Origin of the sequence: Streptomyces sp. H27-H1, assembly GCF_026627445.1 — a bacterium.
In the GTDB taxonomy this organism is placed as follows: domain Bacteria; phylum Actinomycetota; class Actinomycetes; order Streptomycetales; family Streptomycetaceae; genus Streptomyces.
Window position 1 is genome coordinate 106,767 of record NZ_JAPNLJ010000020.1, and the last position, 17,490, is coordinate 124,256.

Genomic DNA, 17,490 nt, shown 5'->3' on the forward strand with positions numbered 1-17,490 from the left:
GCCGACGGTTGATCGGTCAAGCAGGTGTTGGTCGATTCCACGAAGGCCGGAGACCTCACGGTGCGCCCGTTCGTATGCGGAACCAGTCGCCGACCCGCGGAGTTCCGGGGTCGGGCCGGTCATCGGGGACCGGACGGCCGGGGGCGGGCGGCGACCTCGAGGGTGAGTCCGTGGGGCTGGAGGATGGTGCGGGTGTCGAAGGTCGTCGTGGTGCCGGGGGCCTGGGTGATCCGGTAGTCGCGGGTGAGGGCCGCGGCGGTGATGGTCATGGCCGTGGTGGCGAAGTGCGTGCCGAGGCAGTTGCGCGGTCCGCCGCCGAAGGGCATGAAAGCGTACTTGGGCAGCGGGGTGGCGGGGCGCTCCATCCAGCGGTCCGGGTCGAAGGTGGCGGGCTGGTGGTAGTGGTGGGGGTCGCGCTGGAGGACGAAGGGGCTGACGCCGACCCGCTGGCCGCGCCGGAGCGGGTAGCCGGCGAGTTCGGTGGGTTCTTCCACGGTTCGCTGGATGAGCCAGAGCGGGGGGTAGAGGCGCAAGGTCTCCTTCACGACGGCCCCGGTCACGGCCAGCCGTGGCACATCGGCCGCGGTGGGGAGCCGGTCCGCGAGTTCCCGGTCGGCCTCCTCGCGTACCCGTCCGTGGACCGGCGGATGCCGGTCGAGGAGCAGGAGCAGCCAGGCGAGCGCGGCGGCCGTGGTCTCGTGGGCGGCGAACAGGTTGGCGACGATCACGCTGGTCGCGCCTTCGCGAGTGATGGCGCCTTCCTCGCAGGCGGTGTCGAGGAGGTCGGCGACCGCGGGCGGGGAGTCGTCCTGCCGGGTGGCGCGCCGTCGGCGCATCAGGGCGGAGACCTCGTCGGCGAGGTCGCGGCCGGCCCGGCGCAGGCGCTGCCTGCGCAGCGCCTGCCAGCGGGTGGGCAGAGGCAGGGCGGGGGGCAGCAGCGTGTCCTGCAGGCGGGCGAGGAGGTCGGGGACCGTGCCCGTGTCGGGCCCGAGACAGAACTCCGCGATGAGGTGGGCGGTGAGGTCCTCCAGTGCGGGGATCGCCTCGATCCTGCCGCGGGTGTGCCAGCTTTCCGCGTGGCGGGCGACGGTCGCCGCGAGGCGGTCCTCGACGGCGCGCATGCTGGGCCGGTTCAGGCCGCGTCCCGTCAGGGCGCGGGCCCGCATCCACAGGGCCAGGTCTTCGGAGGCGCGGCTGCCGTCGGCCGGTTCGCCCAGCAGGTCCCTGGAGATGGTGTAGGTGGTGTTGGTGTGCTTGAGCACTTCCTCGGCGAGGACGGGCGAGTTCACGAGGTACAGGTCGTCGTCGAAGCGGACCAGGTCGCCGTACCGCTGCTGTTCGAGCAGGAATCCGAGGTGGTCACGCTCGAAAGCTCGCCTGTTGCCGTGCCGCCCGGCCCCGGTGGGGCCGGGCGGCACGCGGGTCGACAGCACGGATCAACGTCCCTGTACGTGGTAGTAGTAATACGCGGTGTCATTGCCCTGGCCGCCGAGTGCGCTCTTCACCGGACTGCTGCGTTGGACTTTCGCTCCGGAGGGATCGTTGGCCAGGTGGGCGGAGCCCGTCGAGGCGAAGGCCGAGCCGGTGCCGAGGAGCGCGGCGACGGCGGAGACGGCGATGAGGAGCGACTTGCGCAGGGGGATCAGGGCAGCCATGGCTGTCCTCCTTTTCCGGGGTGAGGGGCGGCGGGTCCGCCCTGTTCGTTGCCCTCATTGCGCCATCCCGGAGACCCCGGTGGCACCCCACGGGAACACGTGACATGACCGCCCCACCCGCCTCTGGCACAATGCCCGGCCAATGACGGAGCCCCTGCTCGCCGAACACCGCGATCGGCGAGCAGGGGCTTGTGCCCGGTAAACGCCTGGAGTGGTGCGGCTCTGCCGCCTGGTCCGGCCGAGAAGCCCGCAGGCGGTCCTGGCCGATGTGCGCTCCCGGGGGAGCCGGCCCCGGCTGAAAACCGTCGTTTCGCCAAACAAACCCCATGCGTCACAGGATCACCAGAAGGAAGCAACGGCATCGTTTTTTCAGGGTTTGGCGTGGATCTCCGCAGTTACGGTTCCCCGGGATCTGGACGGACGCCAGGCAGACGTTCGCCCTCCTGTTCCCGCTGATGAAGGAGAGCTCGACCGATGACCGTTGACACCAGCCCGGAAGCACAGCTGGATCCGCCCAAGCAGTCCAGCCTGGGCACGTCGGCCGCCCGCAACCTCGCCACCACGACCAAGTCCGCCCCGCAGATGCAGGAGATCACCTCCCGCTGGCTGCTGCGGATGCTCCCCTGGGTGGAGACCAAGGGCGGTGCCTACCGGGTGAACCGCCGGCTGACCTACACCGTCGGCGACGGAAGCATCGAGTTCGTCCAGGACGGTGCCCGTGTCCAGGTGATCCCGCGCGAGCTCGGCGAACTGGCCCTGCTGCGCGGCTTCGACGACGAGGAAGTGCTGACGGCGATCGCCGGCCGCTGCGTCCAGCGCGACTTCCGGGCCGGCGAGGTGCTGGTCGAGCGGGGTGCTCCCGCCGAGCAGATCCACTTGATCGCCCACGGCCGGATCAGTCAGACCTCCGCGGGCAAGTACGGCGACGAGATCGCCGTCGCGGTACTCGCGGACGGCGACCACTTCGGCGAGAACGCCCTGCTGGACGCCGATGCCCGATGGGACTACACCGCCACCGCCGAGACGCCCGGCACCCTGCTCACGCTCTCCCGCGCGGACTTCGCCGGCATCCTGTCCTCGGCGCCTCATCTCCAGGCGCACATCGAGCAGTTCAGCGCGCTGCCCCTGCAGCGGCAGAACAAGCACGGCGAGGCCGAGATCGCGATGTCGGCCGGCCACACCGGCGAGGCGGACCTCCCCGGCACCTTCGTCGACTACGAACAGAACCCACGCGAGTACGAACTCTCCATCGCCCAGACGGTTCTGCGGATCCACACACGGGTCGCCGACCTCTACAACGGCCCGATGAACCAGACCGAGGAGCAACTCAGGCTCACCATCCAGGCGCTGCGCGAGCGCCAGGAGCACGAGCTGGTCAACAACCGCGACTTCGGCCTGCTCCACAACGCCGCCTTCAAGCAGCGGATCCAGACCCACTCCGGCCCGCCCACCCCGGACGACATGGACGAGCTGCTCTGCCGCCGGCGCGGTACCAAGTTCTTCCTCGCCCACCCCCGCACGATCGCGGCGATCGGGCGCGAGATGAACGCCCGCGGGCTCTACCCGGACCACGTGGACGTCGGCGGACAGCAGGTCCCGGCCTGGCGCGGGGTCCCGATCCTGCCCTGCAACAAGATCCCCATCACCAAGGAGAACACCAGCTCGATCCTCGCCATGCGTACCGGCGAGGACAACCAGGGTGTCATCGGACTGCGCCAGACAGGCCTCCCCGAGGAGTACGAGCCGGGCCTGTCGGTCCGCTTCATGGGCATCGACGAGAAGTCGATCATCTCCTACCTGGTCACCACCTACTACTCCGCCGCCATCCTGGTGCCCGACGCGCTCGGCGTCCTGGAGAACGTGCAGATCGCCCGCAGGAGCGGCTAGGCCGCCCCTTTCGGATCCCGCCGGGCCCGCGGCGCCCGGCATCGCACCTGGCCGCGCTGCCCGGGCACCCGAGTACGTCCAGTACGAGGGCGCCCCGACAACGCGCCCATACGGCACCGGACATCACGGGTCCGCCCGACAAGATCCGAAAGAGACGACCCCACCCGCCGCCGGGCCGCCCGGCCACAGCCAGGCCCCCCGGCCGGCCGGGCGTGCCCGGGATCCGGGACAGCCCATCCACCCCACCAAGGAGTTACGGATGCCCGAGCCCGGGCTCTCCCCTCTGCAGTCGAGCCTGCCCGGCGCGGCGGCCCAGTTCGGGGCCCATGTCCTCGGCAGCGCTCTGGCCCAGGCCTCCGGCGGCCTGCCGGTCCTGCCCGCACTGCCCGGCCTGTCGCTCCCGGCGGCCCCACCCGCGCTGCCCGGCCTGTCGCTCCCGCCGGCACCATCCGCGCCTAGTCCCGTCCCGAGCGCCGCCCTGCAACGGCTGCTGCGCGGACCCAGCGGTCTGGGCACGCACGGCCTGCACCTGGCCCGCCGCGAGGATCCCCCCACGGCTCCGGAGGCCGCGGAGCCCGGGGCACCGGCGGTCGGCACTCCGGTCCCGGGCCTCTACCACCACCCCGTGGCGGAGCCCGACCCGGTGCGCGTGGAGGAGGTCGGCCGCCGCATCAAGGCATGGGCGGTGGACGAGGTCGACCTGTTCCCCGACGACTGGGAGAACCAGTTCGACGGCTTCCATGTCGGGCGCTACATGGTCGCCTGTCACCCGGACGCTCCCACCGTCGAGCACCTGATGGTCGCCACCCGGCTGATGGTCGCCGAGAACGCGCTCGACGACTGCTACTGCGAGGACCACGGGGGCTCGCCCATCGGCCTCGGCGGACGCCTCCTGCTGGCCCACACCGCGCTCGACCCGCTCCACACGACGAAGGAGTACGAGCCCGAGTGGGCCGGCTCGCTCCAGTCGGACGCGCCCCGGCGCGCCTACAGCTCCGCCATGGAGTACTTCCTCCGGCAGGCCAGTCCCTCCCAGGCGGACCGCTACCGGCACGACATGGCCCGGCTGCACCTGGGGTACCTGGCGGAGGCGGCCTGGACGCAGACGGAGTACGTCCCCGAGGTGTGGGAGTACCTGGCGATGCGGCAGTTCAACAACTTCCGCCCCTGCCCCACCATCACCGACACCGTCGGCGGGTACGAGCTGCCGGCCGATCTGCACGCCCAGGCGCAGATGCAACGGGTCATCGCGCTCGCCGGCAACGCCACCACCATCGTGAACGACCTGTACTCGTACACCAAGGAACTCGCCGCCCCCGGGCGGCACATGAACCTTCCCGTGGTGATCGCCGAGCGGGAGCGGACCTCCGACAGGGAGGCCTACCTGAAGGCGGTCGAGGTCCACAACGACCTCATGCACGCCTTCGAGGCAGAGGCCGCCGCCCTGGCCGCCGCCTGCCCCGTGCCGACCGTGCTGCGCTTCCTGCGGGGAGTCGCCGTATGGGTCGACGGCAACCACTACTGGCACCAGACCAATACCTATCGCTACAGCCTGCCCGACTTCTGGTAAGGACGGACCTATCAGTGACCAGTACTGATCTCACCACCAATACCAACGGCACCACCCCCGCCTCCGTGATCATCCCCGGGCCGGCGACCCCCTACCAGGGAGACATCGCCCGCTACTGGAACAACGAAGCCAGGCCCGTGAACCTGCGCCTCGGCGACGTCGACGGCCTCTACCACCACCACTACGGCATCGGCGACGTCGACCACTCCGCCCTCGGCGACACCGACGACAGCGCGTACGAGAAGAAGCTGGTCGCCGAGCTCCACCGGCTGGAGTCGGCGCAGGCCGAACTCCTCCTGGACCACCTCGGACCCATCGGCCGGGAGGACACGCTCCTGGACGCCGGGTGCGGCCGCGGCGGCTCGATGGTCATGGCCCACCAGCGCTTCGGCTGCAAGGTGGAGGGTGTCACCCTGTCCGCCAAGCAGGCAGACTTCGGCAATCAGCGTGCCCGCGAGCTCGGTATCGACGACCACGTCCGGGCCCGCGTCTGCAACATGCTCGGCACGCCCCTGGAGACCGGGCAGGCCGCGGCCTCGTGGAACAACGAGTCGAGCATGTACGTGGACCTCGACGACCTCTTCGCCGAGCACTCCCGCGTCCTGGAGGTCGGCGGCCGGTACGTGACCATCACCGGCTGCTGGAACCCGCGTTACGGCCAGCCCTCGAAGTGGGTCTCCCAGATCAACGCGCACTTCGAGTGCAACATCCACTCCCGCCGGGAGTACCTGCGCTCCATGGCCGACAACCGCCTCGTGCCGCAGGCGGTCATCGACCTGACGCCCGCGACCCTGCCCTACTGGGAGCTGCGGGCCACGTCCTCGCTGGTCACCGGCATCGAGGAGGCGTTCATCAATTCCTACAAGGACGGCTCCTTCCAGTACGTCCTGATCGCGGCCGACCGCGTCTGACGGACGGCGCCGGTGCCGGGTCGGTCAGCCGGCGGGCCCGGCACCGGGCGAGGCCTCAGAGGAGCCGGGCGGCGTGCGCGAGGAGTTCCTCGTACACCTCCGGGCGGTCCCGGTCGATCACCGGGAAGCCCTCCCCGAAGTCGCCGTTCACCCAGTGCGCCTCGATGCCGGGGTTGGCCATGTCGGTGCCGTCGTAAAGGAATACGTGCGGGCTGCAGTTGACCCGGCCCTCGCGCGCCGACTCGTACTGGGCCGTCACGGCGGCCCTCGCCGAGCCCGTGTCCAGGGCGTCGGCGAGCTCGTCCACCTCGACCGCGCCCGTCGCGGCCGCCACGTCCAGGATGACGTGACGCATCGAGATGCAGCGGCCCTCGGCCCAGAAGGCCCGGCGCAGCGCGCGGTCGAGCCGCTCGCTGGCCTCCAGGGACTGGGACTTGGCGGCGTGCACCGCTTCGAGCGCGGGCAGGGTGGTGACCGGGTAGGTCCAGTCGGGCCCCTGCCAGAGCCGCCAGCCGGCCTCCGGTTCGATCGCACCGAGCACCGAGATCTCGGAGTCGACGCCGGGGCGGGCATTGACCTCCCGGTTGAACAGCTCCAGGGGGAACGCCCGGAAATCGAACCAGATCCGGCCCTCCAGACCCAGCTTCCGCCGGGTCTCGTGCAGCCGGTGCACGGCCACGTGCGCGAAGGAGCAGTTCAGATCGGTGTAGACACTGATCGTGTCGGGCGCCGCGGGCAGCCGCGGATCCGTGAGCCGGGTGCCCGTCGTGGTCGTAGCGGTCGTAGCGGTCGTCGTGCCCGTACTGGTCGTCGTGGTCACGTGGTCTGGCCTTCCTGGTCGGGCCGGGTGCTGTGCGAGAACCGGGCCACGGTGGTGTCCCCGGAGACGACCGAGCCCTCCCAGCCGTAGACCTGCCCGAAGGACCCGGATCCGGTGTCCGCCGGGTGCCGCCTGGAGAAGGTGAGCGCGATCCGGTCGCCGGGCCGCACCGGCACGGCGTCCCGGACCGGCAGGTAGGCGTGCTTCCAGCTGTCCGAGGTCGTACGGGCCCGAGGGTCGCCGGGCGAGACCTCGTCACCGGAGATGTCCAGGGCCACGGTGTCCGAGAGGGTGGCCACGAAGTATCCCTTGAAGCCGGTGAACAGCCCCTCCCGCTGGACGGTGTAGACGAGCGGAACCTCGTACGAGGTCTCGTGCGCGCCGTGCGTCCCCTCGAAGGCGTACCGGCGCACGAGCCGCGGAGCGGCGAGCTGGCCGTCCACCGGGATGATCGCGTCGTAGTAGAGGTCGAAGGCGTCCCGGGCCCCGCGCCCCTTCAGCAGCTCGGCGAACTCCGCCGGGGTCCCGGCGTCCTGCGGCGCCCCGTCGCGCACCCGGCCGTGGGCCGCTTCCGCGGTGACCGGTACGAGATAGCTCTCCACGGCCGCCGGGAGCATGGCGCCGCCCGGTCGCAGGAAGCGGGTGCGGGCGTCGTCGAGGATCGCGACGCAGTTCTCGTTGTCGGCGAGGTTGCCCATGATCTCGGAGATGATCAGGTCCACCCGCTCGGGCAGCTCGATGTCGAAGGAGAACCCGCGCAGCGGATGGAAGCGGTCCCCGAACCCGGCCTCGGTGAGCCGCCGCGTCGCGGTCTCCAGGATCTTCTCGTTGAGGTCGATGCCGTAGACCCGGGCCGCCCCCGCCTCCAGCGCCCACTGGGCCAGGATGCCGGTACCGGTGCCCAGATCGAGGACGGTGGCCCCGGGCCGTACCGCCTCGGTGACGGCCGCCTTGTACGCCGTCATGCGCAGCCGGTCGCCCAGCATGAGGTCGTGGAAGCCGTCGTCCCACTCGAGGAGGCGCTCGGAGGCCGGCAGCCACACGTCCTGCGGCTCGTACACCTGCCCGAGCGCGCCCGTGTGGTGCACCGTCAGCGGCTGGGCCGACGGGCCGGCCACCGGACAGCCGGTGGTGAGGTCGAAGCTGGTGCTGTGCAGCGGGCAAGTGATGCGCAGGGTACGCGGATTGACGTGCCCGTGCACGAGACGGCCGAGCCGGTGCGTACAGGCGGCGTCGATCACGAACTCCCGGCCGGACACGCGGACCCGCACCCGGTCGCCCGGCAGTTCCTCCAGCACGGCGTCGCTCATGCCACCTCCCGTGCGCGCTCGACGGCGGCGTCGAAGGCGCCGCCGATCAGCTGGGACACCAACTGCGCCCCGGTCCAGAGCTTCGTCGCGTCGAGTCCGCGCTCCGCCTCGTACTCCTTGATCGCGGTCTGCATCTCCCGCATGTGGAAGGTGTCGATGTGCAGGTGCTCGGTGTAGTACCTGCCCTGCACGAGGCCGAGGCGGGCGCAGGCACGGGCCTGCACGGCGAAGGCGTCCGGGATGCTCGCCTCCAGGTAGGCGAGTGCGCCGAGGAAGTACTCGACGTGTCCGGCGCGCTGGGTGAGCCAGTAGAAGACGTTGAGGAACTCGTACGTCTCGTCGCCGGTGGTGTCGAGGAAGCTCTCCAGCTCCTGGGGGAGGCCCAGCTCGGCGAGCAGGTCGAGGTAGAGCCGGGAGTGGGTCTGCTGGAGGTTGCCGCAGCCGAACTCGTCGATGAGCACCCGCATCAGGGCCATCTGCGCGCGCATGGGGAGCCGGGGTATCGCCGGGAAGAAGTTCTGCGCCTCGGTCAGTCCGTCGAGTGCGAACTCCTGTACCACGTGCGCGAATTGATCCCTGGTTGCCTTCTCGGCGAGATAGCTTCCGGCCGGGCTGCCCGCGCGTTCGAGGGCCAGTAGTTCGCCGAGCCGGTCCTTCCAGTCGGCGCGGCCGGCGAGCGGCGGCGTCCGGTCTTCGAGGCCGGCGACGAGGGGCTCGATCCAGGCTGCCTCCAGCTCCTCGATCCGGGCGAGGACCGTGGACCTCTGGAGGGTGCGGTTGAGGATGAACAGTGTCTTGTGCGGGCTGTCGGTGGGCTTCGGTGTCACGTTCAGCACGGGACCTCCCGGTCGGTCTCGATCACGGCGCGCCGTAGCAGTTCGGTCTTCAGCGAGCGGTACCAGTCGTCCCGGTCCAGGCCGTACCGTTCGTACGCGGCACGCAGCTGCGCCGCCCGGTCCTCGCCGCGGTCGGTCAACAGGGCCTTGCAGAGCTCCGGTTCGACGTTGCCGAGCGCGACGACCCAGCCGTCGACGGGTCCGGACTCCAGCAGGAGGTGTTCGAGCCCCTGGACGACGGGTACGCCGGGGCCGGCGGCGATCAGCGCGCGGGTGAACCAGGGATCCCCGGCGGAGTCCTTGACCCCGGCCACTCCCGGCAGCGCGCAGACGCGCAGCAGGGTGCCGAGTTCGAGGCCGTTCCCGGAGACGGCGGACTCGTGGTAGACGACCACGGGCAGTCCGGCCCCGGCCACGGCCTCGAAGTGGCGGTACATCTCCTCCTGGGTCACGTCCGGCCCGTACGGGGTGGTGACCACGACCGCGGCCGCGCCGAGTGCGCCCGCGCCGCGGGCGCGGGCGACGGCCTCGGCCGTGGTGGGCCGCAGGATCCCGGCGAGGACCGGCAGGCCGTCGGCGTACCGGACGGCGGCGGCCACGGTGTCCTGCCACTGCCTGTCCGACAGGGAACCGCCCTCGCCGGTGCTCAGCGCCGGCAGCAACGCGTCCGCGTAGGGCCGTACGGAGGCGATCAGGCGGGCCATGCTCTTCTCGTCGACCTCTCCCGCCGCGTCGACCGGGGTGACGAGCGCGGTGGTCATTCCGGTGATCATCGGTCCTCCGTCACAGGGCTTCGGCCGGCACGCGCAGGGCGAGGGACTGCTGGTAGAGGCCTTCCAGCGGCTCCGGGAAGCGCGCTTCCGGCCCGTCGGCGCCGGCCACGGGGCGTAACGCGAACCCGGTCGTGGCCGCGAGGCGCGGGCTGGCCGTGTGCAGCAGGCCCTTGCGGCCGACGACCATGCCGAGCAGCAGCCGCTCGTGCACCGGCAGGGACCGGGGCAGTTCCGAGTCGGCGGCGCGCAGGACGTCGGCCTCTTCGTAGCCGAGGCGGCGGATGTTCATGACGGTGTGCAGGTTGTCCATGAACGGGTAGTAGGCGTCCTGGAGTTCGCGGGAGAAGCCCCAGATGATGTCGTCGCAGCGGCCCACCTGCTCCAGGCTCATGACGATCCGGCCGTCGAGCCGGTCCACGAAGAAGGCCTTGCAGGCGCGGCGTACGTCCTCGTCCTCGCTGTTCATGCCGAGGAAGAGCGCGGCGTCGGCGTACTCGTCACGGACGTGCGTGTCAGACGGCATGGCGGTCGAGCACCTCGCGCATCCGGGCCATGGCGTCGGCGAACACCTGCGGGTCACGGGCCAGGGCGAACCGGACGAAGGCCTCGCCGCGGTCGGGCTGGCTCCAGTAGAAGAAGCGTCCCGGCAGGACGTACACCTCGGCCTCGGCCAGCAGCCGCTGCAGTTCGCTCGCCGTCAGCTCGGGGTGGTTGATGTGCGCCCAGGCGACGCTCACGCCGGCGACGGGCTCCTGGTACTCCAGGACCGTGCCGTCGATCGCCTTGCGTATCGCCTCGCGGTTCTGGGTGAGGACCTCGCGCACGGAGCCGAGCTGGTCGCGAGTGGAGTCCTCGACGTACTGGGTCAGCATGTTGAGCACGAAGGGCGAGACGTTGAGCAGCACGCTGGTGTGCAGGTTGTAGACGTCCTCGCGGATGTCGTCGCTGGCCGTGATCATGGCGGCCTTGGCGTCCTGGACGGGCCAGGTCTTGCCCGTGTCCTCGATGGCCAGGTACGAGATGCCGGAGCTCTCGAGGAGCTCGTAGATGTCGAAGCGGGCGAGCTTCTCGTCGTAGAGCGTGAACGAGGCGAAGCAGAAGTCGATGACCAGCAGCTTGTTGTGGTCCTTGCAGAAGCGGACCACCTCTTCGAATCCCTTGCGGCCGTGCTGGAGCAGGGTGAAGCCGGTGGGGTTGTTGGGGTCGACGAGGAACAGGGCGTCGGTGCGGACCCGGCGCTTGAGCTCGGAGTAGATCCGGTCCGGGTCGTGGAGCGCCGACTCGTCGATCGGGTACATCGGCACGCCCATGTTGTTCAGGACGTCGTAGAGGTTGTCGAAACAGGGCTCGACCAGCGTGACCGACTTGCGCTGCTGCTTGAGGTACATGCCGGCGACCATCGTCGAGATGGAGGCGGCGTACGACAGCAGGGTCTTGTTCTTGGCCAGGGCCGTGGGCTGGCGGTGCAGGGTGAAGAAGGCCTCGATGAAACGTTCCTCGGCCGTCGCCTGCAGGCCGCGCTCCGCCTCGTACCAGAGCTCGGGCAGCCGGGCGACGATCTCGCGCTGGCTGTTCGACTGCTGCTGGTGGGTGTGGGCGTCGGCGAGGTTGAACCTGGTGCGCAGGGCCTGGATCTCGTGCTGGGTCAGGTCGAGGAGCTGGTTGTCCGGGACGGCAGGGCTGGTGTGCGGGGTCATGCTTCCTCCGATCAGGAACGTGCGTGCCATGGGGGAGTACGCGCTGAGTGCGGGTGCGTCACGGTCGCGGAACCTGATGAAGCGGAGGTGCGGTCGCCCTCGACTTGTGTCATGGTGATCCCCCGTAAACGGACTGCGGTCCGGTTAGGGACGACCCTGGCACATCGCGTTCTCGGGGGCAAGCAAATGGACAGCGAAGATCGGGAGGCGGGGGGAGGGGCGATTGCGGCCCGCTCCGGCGCGGCTCGGCTCCGTGCTGAGTACACTCGCGACCACCCACATACCTGCGAAGTCACGAATGAAGGCACAGTATGAGCGCGGGGTCACCTGAAGTGACCGAACTCATCCAGCAGCCGGCTCGGGAGCGGGCGGATGCCGCGCGCAACCGCAGTCGCATCCTGGCGGTCGCGGCGGAACTGTTCAGGGAACAGGGCGTCGACAACGTGTCGCTCGACGCCATCGCCGCGCGCGCGGGCGTCGGCAAGGGCACCTTGTACCGCCGGTTCGGCAGCAAGTCCGGGCTGGCCGTGGCACTGCTCGACGCCCAGGAGAGCGAGCTGCAGACCAAGATGCTGTACGGGCCGCCGCCCCTGGGGCCCGGAGGCGACGCGGGTCTGCGGATCGCCGCATTCTTCGACACCTATCTCGATCTGCTCGACACGAACCTGGAGCTGGTGAGGCTCTCGGAGACCACCGCGCCCGGCGTCCGCTACCAGATCGGCTCCTACTGCCTGTGGCAGCGCCACCTGTCCGTACTGCTGGCCGAGGCGCGGCCGGAGCTGGACGCGCAGGGCACCTCCCACCTCCTGCTCGCCATGGTCGACGCGGACCTTCAGCAGGCCCTGCGCAGCAGCGAGTTCACCCCCGGACGGATCCGGGGGGCGCTGGGCGAGATGGTGCGGCGGGTCCTGGAGGCCTGAGCGGCACTCCGCGGGCGCGGGTGGTCCCGGTACGGCGGGGGTCCGTACCGGGACCGGCTGCCCGCGCGCCGGGTGTCAGCCTTCCCTGACCGCCTCGATCTCCAGCGAGAGCTCGATCTCCTTGGAGACCAGGAACCCGCCGGTGTCCAGGGCCATGTTCCAGGTCAGTCCCCAGTCCTCGCGGTTGAGCTTGCCGCGCGCCGAGAAGACCGTGCGGTCGTTGCCCCACGGGTCCTTGGCGTAGCCCAGGTAGTCGACATCGAGCTCGACGCGGCGGGTGAACCCCTTGATCGTGAGATCGCCGGCGAGCGTGCCGCTCGTGCCGTCCCAGCTCACCGACGTCGAGGTGAAGGTCGCCCGGGGGTGCTCGGCCACGTCGAAGAAGTCACCGGAACGCAGGTGATCGTCCCGGGTCGCGTCCCCGCTGTTGACGCTGGCCATGTCGATCACCGCGGTGACCTTGCTGTCCTCGGGCCGCTCGCCGATGTAGATGGTGGCGTCGACGCCGGTGAACCGGCCGCGCACCTTCGTGAGCATGAAGTGCCGGCCGAGGAAGCCGACCTCCGCGTGCCCCGGGTCGACCTTCCAGTCGCCCACGGCCGGCAGTTCGACGCCGTCCACGGTGCGGGTCGGCGATATCGCGCTACTGGTCATCGTCCGTTCCTCCTGCTGGTCTGGGGGCGCCGTTGCTCAGACGCCGGACTCGGTCGGGAGGCCGCCCCCGATCCAGTCCTCCTTGCCGTCCTTGTACGTGTAGACCTTCGAGTAGCCGAGCTCGGCGAGCCGCTCGGCGGCGATCCCGGAGTTGGAGCAGGTCGTACCGGTGCAGTAGACGATGACCTCGGCGTCCTTGTCGGGCAGCAGACCGGGGGCCAGTGCGTCGACGTCGTCGAGGGGCAGGAGCAGCGCCCCCGGCAGGTGCGCCTCCTTGTAGTACTGCTCCGGCAGGGCCTCGACGACCGCGGCCTTGCCACTGTCGAGCTTCTGCTTGACCTCGTCGCGGGAGAGGTTCTGAACCGCCATGTAGCCAGCCTCCGAAAATCAAGGATCAATAAGTGCGTACGCACGCACCTTAACAAGTATGTGCGGGCGCACGCAATGGGGGTAGGATCACGGAGTGACCGGACAGGATGAGCGACTCGAGGCGTGGCGAGCGATGCTCCTCGCGCACAACACCGCCGTGCGCGCCATCGAAAGCGACGTGCAGCGCGACGGCCGGATCCCCTTGACGTGGTACGACGTACTGCTCGAACTCAAGGCGGCCGGACAGCACGGACTGCGCATGCAGGAGGTAGCCAACCGTGTGGTCCTCAGCCGCACCCGGGTGAGCCGCCTGGTCGACGAGATGGTGCGCGCCGGCCTCGTCGACAAGCTGCCCGACCCCCACGACAAACGCGCGTCCTGGGCCGTCATCACCCCGCAGGGGGCCGACGCCCTGCGGGCGACGGCCCCCGTGTACATGCGCAGCATCCAGAAGCACTTCTCCGCGCACCTCACCGACGCGGACGCCGTGGTGATCGCCCGGGCGCTGTTCAAGGTGGCCCAGCCGGACTCCGACGTCCAGCTGGGCTGACCCGGTCCCGGGCCGCCGGTCACCCGTCATGGGCGGCCGGTGACCCCCGGGGGAGCGGATCAGGAAGCGGGCAGCTCGTCCCTGACCTCTTGGGCCGCGGCGACGAGGTTCTCCAGGGAGGCCCGGGTCTCGGACCAGCCGCGGGTGTTCAGCCCGCAGTCCGGGTTGACCTCACAGCCGCTCGGCCGGAACGGCGCCGTTCCAGATGGCGGGCGGTGAAATGACACACGGTGGGAATGCGGAGGCGCCGTCCCGGCATCCTTCCGCCACCACCCCGCCGGCGTCCGGGGCCCGATGTCAGGGCCCCGGGATCCGCGCTACGCGCAGGACGCGCACAGCCCCCGGTAGGTGACCTCGACCCCGGACACGGTGAAGCCGAACCGCTCCTCGGCCGGGAGGCCGGCCAGCGGGTCGCCGCCGGGGTGGACGTCGCGGATCAGGCCGCAGCCGGAGCACACCAGATGCTGGTGCGGGTGGTGCGCGTTGGGGTCGTACCGTTTGGCCCGGCCGTCGGTGGTGACTTCCAGGACCTCGCCGAGGGAAACCAGCTCGCCCAGGGCGTTGTAGACGGTGGCCCGGGAGATCTCGGGCAACCGCTCCACCGCGCGGGCGTGCACCTCGTCGGCTGTGAGGTGCACATGGTCACCGTCCAGCACCTCCGCGACCACACGCCGCTGAGAGGTCATCCGCCAGCCGCGCACGCGCAGCCGCTCCAGCAGGTCACTCATATCGGCTCACCTTTTCAGGTTCGGCGGGATACCGGCGGGACACCCCGGAGTTTACCGTGGGAGTCCGGGATCCGACGTGATGTGGGTTTGGTGTCCTTCTTGACTTGGATTGCGTCCATCGTAGGATCGGTCGGGTCGGCAGCCAAGGGACAGGACGGTCCAGAGCGCCACGAGCTGGATTTGAGACCGTCCGGGACGGTGACCGCCTCGGCGACAGGACGACCCGTGAAAGCGGGGCCCGCCACCGGTCCCCGTGCCCCAAGTGCTCCATCGCATGCAGTTCCTGATCACCGTGACCGCCTGGTCCGGTCCGGAAGGATTCCCGTGTCTGAGAACCACGATGCAATTGTCACCGACGCGAAGGCCGAGGGCGGCGGGGGCTGCCCGGTCGCGCACGAGCGTGCCTCGCACCCGACCCAGGGCGGCGGAAACCGCCAGTGGTGGCCGGATCGCCTCAACCTGAAGATCCTCGCCAAGAACCCCGCCGTGGCCAACCCCCTCGGCGAGGAGTTCGACTACGCCGAGGCGTTCAACACGCTCGACCTTCCGGCGGTAAAGCGGGACATCGCGGAAGTGCTGACGGACTCGAAGGACTGGTGGCCCGCCGACTTCGGCCACTACGGCCCCTTCATGATCCGCATGGCCTGGCACAGCGCGGGCACCTACCGCATCAGCGACGGCCGCGGCGGCGCCGGGGCCGGCCAGCAGCGGTTCGCCCCCCTCAACAGCTGGCCGGACAACGGCAACCTCGACAAGGCCCGCCGCCTGCTGTGGCCGGTCAAGAAGAAGTACGGCCAGAGCATCTCCTGGGCCGACCTCATGATCCTCACGGGCAACGTCGCCCTGGAGTCGATGGGCTTCGAGACCTTCGGCTTCGCCGGCGGCCGGGCGGACGTCTGGGAGCCCGACGAGGACGTCTACTGGGGTCCCGAGACCACCTGGCTCGACGACGAGCGCTACACCGGGGACCGCGAGCTGGAAAGCCCCCTCGGCGCCGTCCAGATGGGCCTCATCTACGTCAACCCGGAGGGCCCCAACGGCACTCCGGACCCGATCGCCGCGGCGCGCGACATCCGGGAGACCTTCCGCCGGATGGCGATGAACGACGAGGAGACCGTCGCCCTGATCGCGGGCGGCCACACCTTCGGCAAGACCCACGGCGCGGGCCCGGCGGAAAGCGTCGGCGACGACCCCGAGGCCGCCCCGCTCGAGGCACAGGGTCTCGGCTGGGCCAACTCGCACGGCACCGGCAAGGGCGGCGACGCGATCACCAGCGGTCTCGAGGGGATCTGGACCACCACCCCGATCGCCTGGGACAACACCTTCTTCGACATCCTCTTCGGCTACGAGTGGGAGCTGTTCAAGAGCCCCGCCGGCGCACACCAGTGGCGGCCGAAGGAGGGCGCCGGGGACGGCACCGTACCCGACGCGCACGATCCGTCGAAGAGCCACGCCCCGACGATGCTCACGACCGACCTCTCGCTGCGCATCGACCCGGCCTACGAGCAGATCTCGCGGCGCTTCCACGAGAACCCGGCCGAGTTCGCGGACGCCTTCGCCCGCGCCTGGTACAAGCTGACCCACCGCGACATGGGCCCGGCCGTCCGCTACCTCGGCCCCGAGGTCCCGTCCGAGACCCTGCTGTGGCAGGACCCGCTCCCCGCGCAGAGCCACGCGCTCGTCGACGACGCGGACGTGGCCGCCCTCAAGGACAGCGTCCTCGCCTCGGACCTGTCGGTGTCCCAGCTCGTGTCCACCGCCTGGGCGGCGGCCTCGTCCTTCCGCGGCAGCGACAAGCGAGGCGGCGCCAACGGCGCGCGCATCCGCCTCCAGCCGCAGAGCGGGTGGGAGGTCAACAACCCCGACGAGCTGGCGACGGTACTGCGCACACTGGAAGGGATCCGGGAGACCTTCAACTCGGCCCGGACCGGCGGGAAGCAGATCTCGCTGGCCGACCTGATCGTCCTCGCGGGCGGGGCGGGCGTGGAGCAGGCCGCCAAGGACGCCGGCACCGAGATCCGGGTGCCCTTCGCGCCGGGACGCGTGGACGCCTCGCAGGAGCAGACCGACGTGGAGTCGTTCGCCGCGATGGAGCCGGCCGCCGACGGGTTCCGCAACTACCTCGGCAAGGGCAACCGCCTGCCGGCCGAGTACTTGCTGCTCGACAAGGCGAACCTGCTGAACCTCAGCGCCCCCGAGACGACCGTCCTGGTGGGCGGCCTGCGGGTGCTCGGGGCGAACCACCAGCAGTCGCCGCTCGGCGTCCTCACCACGACGCCCGGGTCCCTCACCAACGACTTCTTCGTCAACCTGCTGGACCTGGGGACGACCTGGAAGCCGACCGCCGGGGACGCGAACACCTTCGAGGGCCGCGACGACGCCACGGGCAAGATCAAGTGGACCGGCAGCCGGGTCGACCTGGTCTTCGGGTCGAACTCTGAGCTGCGCGCGCTCGCGGAGGTCTACGCGAGCGACGACGCGAAGGAGAAGTTCGTCAAGGACTTCGTCGCCGCTTGGGACAAGGTCATGAACCTGGACCGGTTCGACCTCGCCTGAGCCTGACGTCCGGGCCTGGTGTCCGACCTTGATGTCCGGGCATGATGTCCGGGCCTGATGTCTGACCTTGATGTCCGGGCCGGCCCGCCGTTACCGGCGGCCGGCCCGGACCCCTCGGTGGAGCGGGCGAGTCCGGGCCCCCGGGCTCCGGGCACGCCCGCCGCGGGGTCGCGTTCACCCGGACGGCGGAGCAGCGGAAGCCGCGCGCGCCGTGCCGGGGCAGTCTGTGCGTAGGACCGACATCACCGCACAGA

General features: G+C 70.3%; 17 protein-coding genes and 1 pseudogene. 6 read left to right on the forward strand and 12 right to left on the reverse strand.

Annotated features, from left to right (window positions below; genetic code table 11):
• Nucleotides 1-119: 119 nt before the first annotated feature.
• The gene (locus OTB20_RS22535; RefSeq protein ID WP_267820054.1) at nucleotides 120-1,433 is read right to left on the reverse strand and encodes a cytochrome P450; all 1,314 of its coding nucleotides are present in this window, start codon (nucleotides 1,431-1,433) and stop codon (nucleotides 120-122) included.
• 3 nt (nucleotides 1,434-1,436) lie between these two features.
• Nucleotides 1,437-1,655, reverse strand: coding sequence for a hypothetical protein (locus tag OTB20_RS22540; protein WP_267820055.1), 219 nt, complete (start codon nucleotides 1,653-1,655; stop codon nucleotides 1,437-1,439).
• Between the two features lie 474 nt (nucleotides 1,656-2,129).
• On the opposite strand from OTB20_RS22540, the gene OTB20_RS22545 reads away from it, so the two are divergent.
• The 3 genes from OTB20_RS22545 (at nucleotide 2,130) to OTB20_RS22555 (ending at nucleotide 6,023) form a co-directional block, all read left to right on the forward strand.
• A complete protein-coding gene (locus tag OTB20_RS22545; RefSeq protein WP_267820057.1) occupies nucleotides 2,130-3,542 on the forward strand; it encodes a family 2B encapsulin nanocompartment shell protein in 1,413 nt (470 codons plus the stop codon).
• Between the two features lie 259 nt (nucleotides 3,543-3,801).
• Entirely contained in the window at nucleotides 3,802-5,112 is a 1,311-nt protein-coding gene (locus tag OTB20_RS22550) for a family 2 encapsulin nanocompartment cargo protein terpene cyclase (RefSeq protein WP_267820059.1), read from the forward strand.
• A gap of 14 nt (nucleotides 5,113-5,126) precedes the next feature.
• Complete coding sequence (locus OTB20_RS22555; RefSeq protein WP_267820061.1) at nucleotides 5,127-6,023, forward strand: geranyl diphosphate 2-C-methyltransferase; 897 nt, start codon at nucleotides 5,127-5,129, stop codon at nucleotides 6,021-6,023.
• Nucleotides 6,024-6,078: 55 nt separating this feature from the next.
• Here the strand turns inward: OTB20_RS22555 and OTB20_RS22560 are convergent, their stop codons facing one another.
• From OTB20_RS22560 to OTB20_RS22585, 6 genes are all read right to left on the reverse strand, one after another.
• Nucleotides 6,079-6,762, reverse strand: coding sequence for a DsbA family oxidoreductase (locus OTB20_RS22560; RefSeq protein WP_267820118.1), 684 nt, complete (start codon nucleotides 6,760-6,762; stop codon nucleotides 6,079-6,081).
• 77 nt (nucleotides 6,763-6,839) lie between these two features.
• Nucleotides 6,840-8,153, reverse strand: coding sequence for a methyltransferase domain-containing protein (locus OTB20_RS22565; RefSeq protein ID WP_267820063.1), 1,314 nt, complete (start codon nucleotides 8,151-8,153; stop codon nucleotides 6,840-6,842).
• A complete protein-coding gene (locus tag OTB20_RS22570) occupies nucleotides 8,150-8,989 on the reverse strand; it encodes an iron-containing redox enzyme family protein (protein WP_267820064.1) in 840 nt (279 codons plus the stop codon). Before OTB20_RS22570 ends, OTB20_RS22565 begins: the two co-directional genes overlap by 4 nt.
• Nucleotides 8,983-9,762 (reverse strand): dihydrodipicolinate synthase family protein, encoded by a 780-nt coding sequence (locus tag OTB20_RS22575; RefSeq protein WP_267820065.1) that lies wholly within the window; start codon nucleotides 9,760-9,762, stop codon nucleotides 8,983-8,985. The genes OTB20_RS22570 and OTB20_RS22575 overlap by 7 nt, the downstream gene beginning before the upstream one ends.
• Before the next feature lie 10 nt (nucleotides 9,763-9,772).
• Nucleotides 9,773-10,285: a DUF6190 family protein gene (locus OTB20_RS22580; protein WP_267820067.1), complete on the reverse strand. Its 513-nt coding sequence runs from the start codon at nucleotides 10,283-10,285 to the stop codon at nucleotides 9,773-9,775.
• Nucleotides 10,275-11,459 carry a pyridoxal phosphate-dependent aminotransferase gene (locus tag OTB20_RS22585; RefSeq protein ID WP_267820069.1) on the reverse strand — a complete coding sequence of 395 codons (1,185 nt, stop codon included), beginning with the start codon at nucleotides 11,457-11,459 and terminating at the stop codon, nucleotides 10,275-10,277. The genes OTB20_RS22580 and OTB20_RS22585 overlap by 11 nt, the downstream gene beginning before the upstream one ends.
• A 332-nt stretch (nucleotides 11,460-11,791) precedes the next feature.
• Here OTB20_RS22585 and OTB20_RS22590 point away from each other — a divergent pair, with 332 nt between their 5' ends.
• Nucleotides 11,792-12,379: a TetR/AcrR family transcriptional regulator gene (locus OTB20_RS22590; protein WP_267820071.1), complete on the forward strand. Its 588-nt coding sequence runs from the start codon at nucleotides 11,792-11,794 to the stop codon at nucleotides 12,377-12,379.
• 75 nt (nucleotides 12,380-12,454) lie between these two features.
• On the opposite strand, the gene OTB20_RS22595 is transcribed toward OTB20_RS22590, so the two are convergent.
• Both OTB20_RS22595 and OTB20_RS22600 read right to left on the reverse strand, forming a co-directional pair.
• A complete protein-coding gene (locus OTB20_RS22595; RefSeq protein ID WP_267820073.1) occupies nucleotides 12,455-13,033 on the reverse strand; it encodes a YceI family protein in 579 nt (192 codons plus the stop codon).
• Between the two features lie 36 nt (nucleotides 13,034-13,069).
• Nucleotides 13,070-13,402: a rhodanese-like domain-containing protein gene (locus OTB20_RS22600; protein ID WP_267754291.1), complete on the reverse strand. Its 333-nt coding sequence runs from the start codon at nucleotides 13,400-13,402 to the stop codon at nucleotides 13,070-13,072.
• A gap of 94 nt (nucleotides 13,403-13,496) precedes the next feature.
• Between OTB20_RS22600 and OTB20_RS22605 the strand changes: the two genes are divergently transcribed.
• Nucleotides 13,497-13,952 (forward strand): MarR family winged helix-turn-helix transcriptional regulator, encoded by a 456-nt coding sequence (locus tag OTB20_RS22605; RefSeq protein WP_267754289.1) that lies wholly within the window; start codon nucleotides 13,497-13,499, stop codon nucleotides 13,950-13,952.
• Nucleotides 13,953-14,011: 59 nt separating this feature from the next.
• Here the strand turns inward: OTB20_RS22605 and OTB20_RS22610 are convergent.
• A pseudogene (locus OTB20_RS22610) lies at nucleotides 14,012-14,147 on the reverse strand (hypothetical protein); the annotation flags it as partial.
• Nucleotides 14,148-14,269: 122 nt separating this feature from the next.
• Entirely contained in the window at nucleotides 14,270-14,680 is a 411-nt protein-coding gene (locus tag OTB20_RS22615) for a Fur family transcriptional regulator (RefSeq protein WP_267820076.1), read from the reverse strand.
• A 324-nt stretch (nucleotides 14,681-15,004) separates the two neighbouring features.
• Here OTB20_RS22615 and katG point away from each other — a divergent pair, with 324 nt between their 5' ends.
• Nucleotides 15,005-17,236: a catalase/peroxidase HPI gene (gene katG, locus OTB20_RS22620; RefSeq protein WP_267820078.1), complete on the forward strand. Its 2,232-nt coding sequence runs from the start codon at nucleotides 15,005-15,007 to the stop codon at nucleotides 17,234-17,236.
• Nucleotides 17,237-17,490 lie beyond the last annotated feature (254 nt).